Source organism: Enterobacter sp. Ap-1006 (assembly GCF_011752835.1).
Lineage (GTDB): Bacteria > Pseudomonadota > Gammaproteobacteria > Enterobacterales > Enterobacteriaceae > Cedecea.
This window is the reverse complement of the sequence record NZ_VWWU01000001.1, coordinates 453861-467196: the sequence shown is the minus strand read 5'-3', so window position 1 is coordinate 467196 and position 13336 is coordinate 453861. Positions and strand designations below refer to the sequence as shown.

The 13336-nt window shown below is 54.9% G+C and carries 8 protein-coding genes; 4 read left to right on the top strand and 4 right to left on the bottom strand.

The window, feature by feature from the left end; all coding sequences use genetic code 11:
* Nucleotides 1-63: 63 nt before the first annotated feature.
* Together rcsC and gyrA are read right to left on the bottom strand one after the other, a co-directional pair.
* Entirely contained in the window at nt 64-2919 is a 2856-nt protein-coding gene (gene rcsC / locus F3J28_RS02170; protein ID WP_166872254.1) for a two-component system sensor histidine kinase RcsC, read from the bottom strand.
* A 124-nt stretch (nt 2920-3043) separates the two neighbouring features.
* Nucleotides 3044-5680: a DNA topoisomerase (ATP-hydrolyzing) subunit A gene (gene gyrA, locus F3J28_RS02165; RefSeq protein WP_008459847.1), complete on the bottom strand. Its 2637-nt coding sequence runs from the start codon at nt 5678-5680 to the stop codon at nt 3044-3046.
* Nucleotides 5681-5840: 160 nt separating this feature from the next.
* On the opposite strand from gyrA, the gene ubiG reads away from it, so the two are divergent.
* From ubiG to yfaE, 4 genes are all read left to right on the top strand, one after another.
* Nucleotides 5841-6560: a bifunctional 2-polyprenyl-6-hydroxyphenol methylase/3-demethylubiquinol 3-O-methyltransferase UbiG gene (gene ubiG, locus F3J28_RS02160; RefSeq protein ID WP_166872251.1), complete on the top strand. Its 720-nt coding sequence runs from the start codon at nt 5841-5843 to the stop codon at nt 6558-6560.
* Nucleotides 6561-6915: 355 nt separating this feature from the next.
* Nucleotides 6916-9201, top strand: coding sequence for a class 1a ribonucleoside-diphosphate reductase subunit alpha (gene nrdA / locus F3J28_RS02155; RefSeq protein ID WP_166872247.1), 2286 nt, complete (start codon nt 6916-6918; stop codon nt 9199-9201).
* A 55-nt stretch (nt 9202-9256) separates the two neighbouring features.
* Entirely contained in the window at nt 9257-10387 is a 1131-nt protein-coding gene (gene nrdB, locus F3J28_RS02150; protein WP_008459840.1) for a class Ia ribonucleoside-diphosphate reductase subunit beta, read from the top strand.
* A 3-nt stretch (nt 10388-10390) separates the two neighbouring features.
* Nucleotides 10391-10645, top strand: a complete 255-nt coding sequence (gene yfaE, locus F3J28_RS02145) for a class I ribonucleotide reductase maintenance protein YfaE (protein WP_166872244.1) — start codon at nt 10391-10393, stop codon at nt 10643-10645.
* 43 nt (nt 10646-10688) lie between these two features.
* Here yfaE and glpQ read toward each other — a convergent pair whose 3' ends face one another.
* Together glpQ and glpT are read right to left on the bottom strand one after the other, a co-directional pair.
* Nucleotides 10689-11753 (bottom strand): glycerophosphodiester phosphodiesterase, encoded by a 1065-nt coding sequence (glpQ, locus tag F3J28_RS02140; RefSeq protein ID WP_166872241.1) that lies wholly within the window; start codon nt 11751-11753, stop codon nt 10689-10691.
* Between the two features lie 10 nt (nt 11754-11763).
* Nucleotides 11764-13116 carry a glycerol-3-phosphate transporter gene (gene glpT / locus F3J28_RS02135; RefSeq protein ID WP_039297062.1) on the bottom strand — a complete coding sequence of 451 codons (1353 nt, stop codon included), beginning with the start codon at nt 13114-13116 and terminating at the stop codon, nt 11764-11766.
* Nucleotides 13117-13336: the final 220 nt, after the last annotated feature.

The following is a 13336-nucleotide window of genomic DNA, read 5'->3' as shown; positions in this document are numbered from 1 at the left end:
CTCCGCCACGGCCACCAAGAAAAAGCCCCGCATGAAAATGCGGGGCTTTTTTATGAGCTTAGTTTACGAGGCATCGCGTGTACTTCGCACTCGGGCAGCATAAACCGCCAGCGTCTGTTTAATCACATCCAGCGTGACCGGTTTAGACAAGCAGCTGTCCATACCCGATTCCAGACAGCGCTGCTTCTCTTCCGCCAGCGCGTTTGCCGTCACGCCGATGACCGGCAGCGTCAGCCCCAGTTGGCGAATGCGCTGCGTCAGGCGATAGCCGTCCATGTTCGGCATGTTGACGTCACTGAGTACGATATCGATATGATTTTTGCTGAGCACGTTCAGCGCATCAATCCCGTCATTCGCCGTTTTGCACTGATAGCCAAGCGATCCGAGCTGATCGGCCAGCAAGCGACGGTTGATCGGATGGTCATCCACCACCAGGATCATCATGTCATCGTTTCGCTCGCTTATCTCACTGGCCGCCGTCAGTGCCGGAGAACTGCCAGGCACATCCACGGTAATGCTGTAAATCCTCCCCAGCAGCGGCAGCAACTCGTGCGGCGCTGCGACGCTGTGCACCCAACGGCCAGGTTCAAATTCAACGGGAATACCGATATGGCGGCGGCAGAAGACAATTGCCGCCCGGCCGCCCCACGGCGCCACCAGATTATCATCGGTAATCAGGATATCGTCGCTGCCCGGCGTTTCACCCGACCAGGATTGCGCCTGTAGTCCGTTTTTGATCAGCAAAGATTCCAGGTAACTGCTGAGATAATCATTGCGAATTGCCAGCCAGCAGCGTTTTTCCGCAAGCCCTTCAACATTATTCTTCGGCGCAAACTGCGCTTTATACAGCGGGATACGCACCGTAAACTGGCTGCCCATTCCCGACTCGGTATCCACCGAAATATCGCCATCCATCATGCTGATTAGCTTTTCGCAAATCGCCAGCCCCAGCCCGGTTCCCTGGAAATTACGCTGCACTCCGGTCCCCACCTGGAAGAACGGGTCAAAAAGCCGGGTCACTTCTTTGGTCGGGATCCCTACCCCGGTGTCGCGCACCCGGAAGCTCAGGTAATCGCCGTTGATAGAAACATGCAGGATAATACAGCCGATATCGGTAAACTTAATCGCATTACTCAGTAAGTTGGAGATAACCTGCTGCAAGCGCATAGGGTCACCCTGCAGCGTGAGCGGTACATCATCGTCGATAAAGCAGTACAGCCCCAGCTGCTTGCGGACCACCAGCGGCAGATAGTTGGCGGTAATGTGGCTCATCACCTCGCGCGGAGAAAACTCGCGCGGCTCAATCTTCAACTGCTCTGACTCGATTTTCGAGAAGTCGAGAATGTCGCTGATGATTTTCAGCAGCAGGCTGGATGAGTTGTTCATCGCCGTGACCAGCCTGTCCACGCCCTTCGGCAGCTCTTTGGTCTGCAGGAGATCCAGGTTACCGATGATGCCATACAGCGGCGTACGCAGTTCATGGCTGACAGTGGCGAGGAACATAGATTTAGACTGGCTCGCCTGCTCCGAGGCCTGAGCCATCTCCTGCAGGGACTCCTCCATCTTCACGCGAGCGCTGACGTCAACCAACACGCAAATCGCCACGTTCTCATTGCGGTAGCGCGAATGCACAAAGCTGATCTGCAGATTGGTGTGGTTGCTGGTCATGACATCGACAAAGTTGACCTGCTGCCCACAAATAATCTGCGTCAACCGCTGCCTGTCCTCGTGCGTCAGCATATTGAGGTAATTGTGCGCCAGTTCGTTACTCAGAATATTAGTGCCGTCCTGGGTGCGCAAAATACAGATACCCACGGGTGCAGACGCGACGATCTTCCGGTTGAACTGCTCGTGCTCCTCCAGCCGCTGGGCATCGCTCTCGGCCGGAATAAAGATCCGGCGCTCATACATTCGCGCCAGGGTAAACAGCACAATGCCTACCAGGACGTTGAGTAAAACCGCATTGAGGATAAGCATTCTGATGCTTTCCAGCACCAAATCGACAGGCACAGAGTAAATCACGCTCAGTGAGGACGGAGGCAGGTTTTTCTTTAGTACCAGCGCCTTAAAGCCAGAGGTATAGCCGAACCAGGAACGATCCTGAATCCAGCGACTTTCTGGCTCAATACGCGATTCCGGGCCGGTCAGCGATATCAGCGGGTGACCATTTTCATCCAGGATAGTGACGCCAATAGGCAGCGTGCCCGGCGTCAGGAAGTTCTCCATACGCACCGTTTGCTCAATCCCCAGCAGCGCCTGGAGGCGGTTCGCCAGATAGACCGGCGTCAGCGTGTAGAAATAGCCAATGCCGGGGCGCGGCCCCTGCCCAATCCAGTAAATGCTGTTCGCCCGTTCATCCTGCGGCGCGGTACGATACTTCATGATGCGTTCATGCAGCGTTTTCAGCGCGTTTTCCCGTTCCAGCGGCATATCACGCAGCCCAAAATCTGCCATGCAGAGATTATCGCCGCCAATCAGGAACACCCGGTTGAGGTCGTACGCCGCGGAGAAGTTATCGCGCCAGTAGCGCAGGAACCAGGAGAGAGACTGCAGCGAGCTTCGCCAGGTCACGCTCACTGCCGAACAGTCAGAGTCCGGGAAAAGCGGCATAAACGTTGGCGCCTCGGTTTTATCCGCGCTTTGATCGAGCGGAGGAAGCACGCCATTGGGCGCCGTGAGACGGTTTTCAGCAATGTACTTCAGCTCTTTCACCACGTCCGAAGTACGCTGGATGTAGCGCTGGGCCTGGTCAAAGCTGATGTTAAACTCCTGACGAATCTCCGACTCTTTATCGTGCAGCGCGTTGACGATGTAAAACACGGAAAACAGCGCGATAAGCAGCCAGAGCAGAAGCGCCAGCGCCCTGAACAGGTAGCGCGAAATTTTAAGGGTGCTGCGAAAAGAGACGAAGTATTTCAAATTGGGCCTGAAAGTACGCGAGCGAGTGAACGGAGATGCGCTTAAGGTAGCCGCAAAACCTTTGTCCCGCAACGGCAAACAAAAAGGGCCGCCAAAGCGACCCTTTATTTACGACTATTCTGGATTATTCGTCCGCTTCGTCGGCAACATCATCATCGGTATCCGCTTCAGGCGCGATATCATCGTCCCCTTCCGCCACGCTACCGTCGATGCTGTCCAGCTCTTCGTCATCCACAGGTTCGGCGACGCGCTGCAGGCCCACAACGCTTTCGTCTTCCGCAGTACGGATGAGAATAACGCCCTGGGTGTTACGCCCGACCACGCTGACTTCAGACACGCGGGTACGCACCAGCGTACCGGCATCGGTGATCATCATGATCTGGTCGGTATCTTCCACCTGCACCGCCCCAACGACGCTGCCGTTACGTTCGGTGACTTTGATGGAGATAACGCCCTGCGTTGCACGTGACTTGGTTGGGTACTCGGCCGCCGCGGTGCGTTTACCGTAACCATTCTGGGTAACGGTCAGAATCGCGCCGTCACCGCGAGGAATGATCAGAGACACCACTTTGTCGTCACCGGCAAGCTTGATCCCGCGAACGCCCGTTGCGGTACGACCCATGGTACGAACGGCGTCTTCTTTGAAGCGCACCACTTTACCTGCAGCCGAGAACAGCATGGCTTCGTCGCTACCGTTGGTTAAATCAACGCCAATCAGCTCGTCACCCTCGTTAAGGTTAACGGCGATGATGCCCGCAGAACGCGGACGGCTGAAGTCGGTCAGCGCTGTTTTCTTCACGGTACCGCTTGCGGTCGCCATGAACACGTTGATGCCTTCTGCGTACTCGCGCACCGGCAGAATCGCGGTGATACGCTCGTCCTGCTCAAGCGGCAGCAGGTTCACAATTGGACGGCCACGCGCGCCACGGCTCGCTTCCGGCAGCTGATAAACCTTCATCCAGTACAGGCGACCACGGCTGGAGAACAGCAGGATCGTATCGTGGGTGTTGGCCACCAGCAGACGGTCAATAAAGTCTTCTTCCTTAATACGGGCGGCCGACTTGCCTTTGCCACCGCGGCGCTGCGCTTCATAATCGGTCAGCGGCTGATACTTCACATAGCCCTGGTGAGACAGGGTGACCACCACATCTTCCTGGTTGATCAGATCTTCAATGTTGATATCTGCGGTGTTGGCGGTGATCTCGGTGCGACGGTTGTCGCCGAACTGATCGCGCATCGCTTCCAGCTCTTCGCGAATCACTTCCATCAGGCGCTCTGCGCTGCCCAGGATGTGCAGTAATTCAGCGATCTGCTCCAGCAGCTCTTTATACTCGTCGAGCAGTTTTTCGTGCTCAAGGCCGGTCAGTTTCTGCAGACGCAGATCCAGAATCGCCTGAGCCTGCTGCTCGGTGAGGAAATATTTACCGTCGCGGATGCCAAACTCTGGCTCCAGCCACTCAGGACGCGCGGCATCGTCACCCGCACGCTCAAGCATTGCAGAAACGTTGCCCAGGTCCCAGGAACGGGCTACCAGGCTCGCTTTCGCTTCAGCAGCATTTGGCGAGTTACGGATAAGTTCAATGATCGGGTCGATATTCGCCAGAGCGATCGCCAACCCTTCAAGGATATGCGCGCGATCGCGGGCTTTGCGCAGTTCGAAGATGGTACGACGGGTCACCACTTCGCGGCGGTGGCGCACGAACGCAGACAGGATCTCTTTCAGGGTCATGATCTTCGGCTGACCATGGTGCAATGCCACCATGTTGATACCGAAGGAAACCTGCAGCTGAGTCTGGGAATACAGGTTATTGAGCACCACTTCGCCCACGGCGTCGCGTTTAATCTCAATAACAATGCGCATACCGTCTTTATCAGACTCATCGCGCAGGGCGCTGATGCCTTCCACGCGCTTGTCTTTCACCAGCTCGGCGATTTTCTCGATCAGGCGAGCTTTGTTCACCTGATACGGAATCTCGTGAACGATAATGGTCTCGCGGCCGGTCTTCGCGTCCGCTTCTACTTCAGCACGAGCGCGAATATAAATTTTACCGCGGCCGGTGCGATACGCTTCTTCAATACCGCGGCGGCCGTTAATAATAGCGGCAGTCGGGAAATCCGGGCCTGGAATGTGTTCCATCAGCCCTTCAACGCTGATGTTCTCGTCTTCAATATAGGCGAGGCAGCCGTTAATCACTTCGGTAATGTTGTGCGGCGGAATGTTCGTCGCCATCCCGACTGCGATACCGGATGAACCGTTTACCAGCAGGTTAGGAATTTTGGTTGGCATGACGTCTGGAATTTTTTCGGTGCCGTCGTAGTTATCGACGAAATCAACCGTCTCTTTTTCCAGGTCTGCCATCAGCTCGTGGGCGATTTTCGACATACGGATTTCCGTATAACGCATCGCCGCGGCGGAGTCGCCGTCTACGGAACCGAAGTTACCCTGGCCGTCGACCAGCATGTAACGCAGGGAAAATGGCTGTGCCATACGGACGATGGTGTCATAAACCGCGGTATCACCATGAGGGTGATATTTACCGATAACGTCACCAACAACACGGGCGGATTTTTTGTATGCTTTGTTCCAGTCATTGCCCAATACGTTCATCGCGTAAAGCACGCGACGGTGTACCGGCTTAAGTCCATCGCGGACATCTGGCAGTGCGCGGCCGACAATAACCGACATCGCATAATCCAGATACGAGCTCTTTAGCTCTTCCTCAATGTTGACCGGCGTAATTTCTCTGGCAAGGTCGCTCATGTAACCGCTATCCCTCTACTGTTTTCCCGGATTCAAAGGTCGCAAATTATAACACATCCGGCCCTGTGTGGGGAAACCTCAACGCAATTGTCGGCGCTTTATTCACGCCGTTAGCCTGATATACTGCCAGCCTTAACATCTGCAAGGAGTCACCGCTGTAATGAATGCTGAAAACCAACCGGTTACGCAGAACGTCGACCACGAGGAAATCGCCAAATTTGAAGCTGTCGCTTCCCGCTGGTGGGATCTGGAAGGTGAATTTAAGCCGCTGCACCGCATCAACCCGCTGCGTTTGGGCTATATCAACCAGCGCGCCGGTGGGCTGTTCGGTAAAACCGTGCTCGACGTTGGCTGCGGCGGCGGTATTCTGGCGGAAAGCATGGCTCGTGAAGGTGCCAACGTCACCGGCCTGGATATGGGTTTTGAACCGCTGCAGGTGGCTCGCCTTCACGCACTGGAAAGCGGCGTTAAGGTGGACTATGTCCAGGAGACGGTCGAAGAACACGCGAGCAAACACGCCGGGCAGTACGACGTCGTAACCTGTATGGAAATGCTGGAGCACGTGCCTGACCCACAATCGGTGGTTCACGCCTGCGCGCGTTTAGTCAAACCCGGCGGCCACGTCTTCTTCTCTACCATTAACCGCAACGGCAAAGCCTGGCTGATGGCCGTCGTCGGCGCTGAGTATGTGATGCGCATGGTGCCGAAAGGCACGCACGATGTTAAAAAGTTTATCAAGCCTGCCGAACTCTTACGCTGGGTGGATGAAACCCCGCTGCGCGAGCGCCATATGACCGGATTACATTTCAACCCAATCACCAACGTATTCAAGCTGGGCCCAGGGGTAGATGTTAATTATATGCTGCATACTGAAGCATAAATCGGCATATCGTATAAGGATTGATTATCGATAATTGCGCCAGAACCGTTGCGCAATTATCGATGAAGTTTAAGAAATCAGCACCCGATCAAAATTTTCATTTTTTTTGCATCCCATTGACAATTCCCTCAAGCCTTATGTGACGTGGACTTACGAAAAAAGCGCTCCGCCGAACCTCATTTTATTGACGAAATCAATACTTGTACTGAACGGATTCCTTACTAGAATACTCACCATCTAGTGACCATTTTGTCACCCACCCCCTATATATAGTATTTATCCACAGAGTTAGTCACAGGCTAACAGATGTGTATAAATCAGGGGAAAACTCATCTCACGGACAGGTAAAACTCACATGAATCAGAGTCTGCTGGTTACAAAACGCGATGGCAGCAAAGAGCGCATCAATCTGGATAAAATTCATCGGGTACTCGACTGGGCCGCTGAAGGTCTGAACAACGTCTCCGTTTCCCAGGTTGAACTGCGTTCCCATATCCAGTTTTACGACGGCATCAAGACCTCTGACATTCATGAAACCATCATCAAGGCCGCTGCTGACCTGATCTCCCGTGACGCACCGGATTATCAGTATCTCGCCGCTCGCCTAGCAATTTTCCACCTGCGTAAAAAAGCCTACGGTCAGTTTGAGCCGCCGAAGCTTTACGATCAGGTTGTGAAAATGGTTGAGATGGGTAAATACGATCGTCACCTGCTGGAAGACTACACGGAAGAAGAGTTCGAGCAGATGAACGATTTCATCGATCACTGGCGTGACATGAACTTCTCTTACGCGGCGGTGAAGCAGCTCGAAGGCAAATACCTCGTGCAGAACCGCGTTTCCGGTGAGATCTACGAAAGCGCGCAGTTCCTCTATATTCTGGTCGCCGCCTGCCTGTTCTCCGGCTACCCGCGTGAAACCCGCCTCAGCTACGTGAAACGTTTCTACGACGCGGTTTCCACCTTCAAGATTTCCCTGCCTACGCCAATCATGTCTGGCGTGCGCACCCCGACCCGTCAGTTCAGCTCCTGCGTACTGATCGAGTGCGGCGACAGCCTGGATTCCATCAACGCCACCTCCAGTGCAATCGTGAAATACGTTTCCCAGCGCGCAGGTATCGGCATCAACGCCGGCCGCATTCGTGCGCTGGGCAGCCCGATTCGCGGCGGTGAAGCGTTCCACACCGGCTGTATCCCGTTCTATAAGCACTTCCAGACTGCGGTGAAGTCCTGCTCCCAAGGCGGCGTGCGCGGCGGGGCTGCAACGCTGTTCTACCCGATGTGGCATCTGGAAGTGGAAAGCCTGCTGGTGCTAAAAAACAACCGTGGCGTGGAAGGTAACCGCGTGCGCCACATGGACTACGGCGTACAGATCAACAAGCTGATGTATACCCGCCTGCTGAAGGGCGAAGAGATCACCCTGTTCAGCCCGTCTGACGTGCCGGGGCTGTATGACGCTTTCTTCGCCGATCAGGACGAGTTTGAGCGCCTGTACACCAAATACGAGAAAGACGACAGCATCCGTAAACAGCGCGTGAAAGCGGTGGAACTGTTCTCCCTGATGATGCAGGAACGTGCCTCCACTGGCCGCATCTACATCCAGAACGTTGACCACTGCAACACCCACAGCCCGTTCGATCCGGCGATTGCCCCGGTGCGCCAGTCCAACCTGTGCCTGGAAATCGCCCTGCCGACCAAACCGCTGGACGACGTCAATGACGAAAACGGCGAAATCGCCCTGTGTACGCTGTCCGCGTTCAACCTTGGCGTGATTGACAGCCTGGACGATCTGGAAGAGATGGCTGTGCTGGCTGTGCGCGCACTGGACGCTCTGCTCGACTACCAGGATTACCCAATTCTGGCGGCAAAACGCGGCGCAATGGGCCGTCGTACCTTGGGTATCGGCGTGATTAACTTTGCCTATTATCTGGCGAAGCACGGCGTGCGTTACTCCGACGGCAGCGCAAACAACCTGACGCACAAGACTTTCGAAGCCATTCAGTACTACCTGCTGAAAGCGTCAAACGAACTGGCGAAAGAGCAAGGTGCCTGCCCGTGGTTCAACGAAACCACCTACGCAAAAGGCATTCTGCCAATCGACACCTACAAGAAAGACCTGGATGCTATCAGCAACGAACCGCTGCACCTGGACTGGGAAGGTCTGCGTGAGTCCATCCAAACTCACGGTCTGCGCAACTCCACGCTTTCTGCCCTGATGCCGTCTGAGACCTCTTCGCAGATCTCCAACGCCACCAACGGCATCGAGCCACCGCGCGGTCACATCAGCATTAAAGCGTCGAAAGACGGGATCCTGCGCCAGGTTGTGCCGGATTATGAAGCGCTGAAAAACAACTACGAGCTGCTGTGGGAAATGCCGAGCAACGATGGCTATCTGCAGCTGGTTGGCCTGATGCAGAAGTTTATCGACCAGTCGATCTCTGCCAACACCAACTATGACCCAACGCGCTTCCCGTCAGGCAAAGTGCCAATGCAGCAGCTGCTGAAGGATCTGCTCACCGCCTATAAATTCGGCGTGAAGACCCTGTACTATCAAAACACCCGTGACGGCGCGGAAGACACTCAGGATGACCTGGCACCTTCCATCCAGGACGATGGCTGCGAAAGCGGCGCATGTAAGATTTAACGCTTAATCCCCTCTTCCGAGGGGATTTTTCCGACGTATTACAGGATTTAACCTCATGGCTTACACTACTTTTTCACAGACGAAAAACGATCAGCTCGCCGAGCCTATGTTCTTTGGCCAGTCGGTTAACGTGGCGCGCTACGACCAACAGAAATACGACATCTTTGAAAAGCTGATTGAAAAGCAGCTCTCCTTCTTCTGGCGCCCGGAAGAAGTGGACGTCTCCCGCGACCGCATCGACTTCCAGGCGCTGCCGGAGCATGAGAAACACATCTTCATCAGCAACCTGAAGTACCAGACGCTGCTGGACTCCATCCAGGGCCGCAGCCCGAACGTCGCGCTGTTGCCACTGATCTCCATTCCTGAGCTGGAAACCTGGGTTGAAACCTGGGCGTTTAGCGAGACCATTCACTCTCGTTCTTACACCCACATCATCCGCAACATCGTGAACGATCCGGCGATTGTCTTTGACGACATCGTCACCAACCAGGAAATCCTCAAGCGCGCCAAAGACATCTCTGGCTACTATGACGACCTGATTGAGATGACCAGCTACTGGCACCTGCTGGGCGAAGGCACGCACAACGTGAACGGCAAAACCGTCACCGTGAACCTGCGTGCGCTGAAGCGTCAGTTGTACCTCTGCCTGATGAGCGTTAACGCCCTGGAAGCGATTCGCTTCTATGTGAGCTTTGCCTGTTCCTTTGCCTTCGCCGAGCGCGAGCTGATGGAAGGTAACGCCAAAATCATCAAGCTGATCGCCCGTGACGAAGCCCTGCACCTGACCGGCACCCAGCATATGCTGAACCTGATGCGCAGCGGTGAAGACGATCCGGAAATGGCGGAAATCGCCGTTGAATGCCGTCAGGAATGCTACGACCTGTTCGTGCTGGCCGCCCAGCAGGAAAAAGAGTGGGCAGACTACCTGTTCCGCGACGGCTCGATGATTGGCCTGAACAAAGACATCCTCTGCCAGTATGTGGAGTACATCACCAACATCCGCATGCAGGCCGTAGGCCTCGATCTGCCGTTCCAGACTCGCTCCAACCCGATTCCATGGATCAACGCGTGGCTGGTGTCCGACAACGTACAGGTTGCGCCGCAGGAAGTGGAAGTCAGCTCCTACCTGGTGGGCCAGATTGACTCGGAAGTCGATACCGACGATCTGAGCAACTTCCAGCTGTAAACAATGGGCCGCATTACGCTCAGCATTACCGGCGCACAGTTGGTGAGCGAAGAAGAACACCCTTCGCTACTGGCGGCGCTGGAGTCACACAAAGTCTGCGTAGAGTATCAGTGCCGGGAAGGCTATTGCGGTTCATGCCGCACTAAGCTGCTGGCGGGGGAAGTTCAGTGGCTGACCGAGCCGCTGGCGTTTATCCAGCCCGGTGAAATTCTCCCCTGCTGCTGTAAGGCACGGGGAGATATCGAACTCGAGATGTAGTGATGTAAAAAAAGGCCGCAAATGCGGCCTTTTTTATTAACGACTACGGTTTATTAAGAAACCGCACGGCTTTATCCGGGAAGTCCGTAAACAGCCCATCTACGCCCGCCTGGTTATACAGCACGTCGTACAGCTGATTCACATCGCTCACGTAGTCCGGCAACGCGTCCGCCCTCACCGTATAAGGATGCACGGTCAATTTGCTGGCGTGTGCTTCGGTCACCATGTCGGTGAGCTTCACGTTCCCTTTGGTTGACGCCTTCTCCACCAGCATATGGTAGTCGGGGCCAATGCCATCGGCATACTGGGCAATCTGCTTCATCGCGCCAGGCTTAAACATCCAGTCGTAACTGTAGTTCACCCACTTGCCGTCCGGCTGTTTTTCCTGAGTCTCATTCCAGTCGGTATAGGCGATAAGCTGCACCAGGTTAAGGTTCATGCCCATCTTCGGCTCAAGCTCGTTTTTAATGCGCTTCAGCTCGGCGGCGTCAAAGCACTGAAGATAGATCTTGTCCTGCTTGCCGGTGTAGCCGTACTGCTTCAATACCTCAAGGGTTTTTGCCGCAATATCTTTGCCTTCCTGATGGTGGAACCACGGCGCTTTTATCTCAGGATAGATACCGATGTTTTTCCCGGTGGAATGGTTCAGCCCCTGAACAAACTCGATCTCTTCTTCAAAGGTGTGCACGCGGAAGTCGGATTTGCCCATCGGGAAACGCCCCGGATAAGTTTGCACCTGCTTGCCGTTAACGATATCGAAGCCCTCGGTGAACTTCAGGGACTTGATTTCCGCCAGCGTAAAGTCGATGGCGTAGTAGCGCCCATCTTTGCGCGCCCGATCCGGGAAACGCTTCGCGACGTCGGTCACCCTGTCCAGATAGTGGTCATGCAGCACCACCAGCCTGTCGTCTTTGGTCATCACCAGGTCTTGCTCAAGGTAATCCGCGCCCTGGGCATAGGCCATCGCCTTCGCCGGCAGCGTGTGCTCGGGCAGATAGCCGCTGGCACCCCGGTGGGCAATCACGATTTTGTCCGTGGTCTGGGCGAAGACGCTGCTGGTAGCCACCAGCACCACGCCCGCCAGTAAAGATTTTGCCATCAGTTTCATGGTGCTCTCCTTAGCCGTTTTTCAGCATTTTTTCATCGTGGTGTTTGCGCTCGCCAATCATCACCACAATCAGCAACAGCACGGCCAAAATACTGCCGCCAATCATCACGATAAAGCCGCCGTCCCAGCCGAAGAAATCCACGGTGTAGCCGACAATCGCGCTGGCCGCGACCGAGCCGCCCAGGTAACCAAACAGGCCGGTAAAGCCCGCTGCCGTCCCTGCCGCTTTCTTAGGTGCAAGCTCAAGCGCATGCAGGCCAATCAGCATTACCGGGCCGTAAATCAGGAAGCCGATAACAATCATACAGGCCATATCCACGCCCGGATTACCCGGCGGGTTGAGCCAGTAAACCACGGTGGCAATCGTCACCAGCACCATGAAGAACACGCCTGTCGCGCCGCGGTTACCTTTAAACACCTTGTCCGACATCCAGCCGCACAGCAGCGTGCCCGGAATACCCGCGTATTCATAAAGGAAGTAGGCCCACGAGGATTTATCCAGCGCGAAGTGTTTTACTTCTTTCAGGTAAGTTGGCGACCAGTCCAGGATGCCGTAACGCAGCAAATAGACAAACACGTTGGCAATGGCGATGTACCACAGCAGACGGTTCGGGAAGACGTACTTCATGAAGATCTGCTTGGCCGTCAGCTCTTCTTCCGCTTTCTCGCTGTAATCGTCCGGGTAGTCGTTTTTGTACTCTTCAATCGGCGGCAGGCCGCAGGATTGAGGCGTGTCGCGCATCAAACCGAAGGCAATGATTGCCACAATAATGGCGGCGAAAGCGGGCATATACAGCGCTGCATGCCAGTCGTTAAACCACGCCATCCCCAGCAGGAACAGCAGCGGAGGAATACCGCCCCCGACGTTATGGGCGCAGTTCCAGACGGAAACAATGCCTCCACGCTCCTTCTGCGACCACCAGTGCACCATGGTGCGCCCGCACGGCGGCCATCCCATGCCCTGGAACCAGCCGCAGGCGAACAGCAGCACAAACATAATCGCGATGCTGGACGTTGCCCACGGTACAAAGCCCATAAACAGCATCACGGCGGCGGCAAGAATCAGTCCTGCGGGTAGAAATACGCGCGGATTCGAGCGGTCAGAGACCGAGCCCATGATGAATTTCGAAAATCCGTAAGCGATCGAAATCCCGGAAAGTGCAAAACCGAGATCGCCTCGGGAGAAGCCCTGCTCCACCAGATACGGCATCGCGAGGGTAAAGTTTTTCCTCACCAGATAGTAAGCGGCATAACCAAAAAAGATACCCATGAAGATTTGCCAGCGCAGTCGGCGATAGGTCGGGTCTATCTGCTCCTTTGGCAAACGCGCCTGGTGCGCGGCAGGTCTAAAGATACTAAGCATACGAGCCTCCGTGGCCTGGATTTGCGGCGGGAGCAAACGGCTCCTGCCAAATGTTCTTTTGCGAGCGCATGGTAGTGATCTGGGCGCGTATTTACTGTGAAACATCGCACACAATGTTACATTTTTATTACAAAAAGGCGAAATAGTGCATATTCCCATTAATAATTTTCGTTTATTGCTCGAATTTGCTCGCAATCAAACATTCCACACTTTCTTTGTG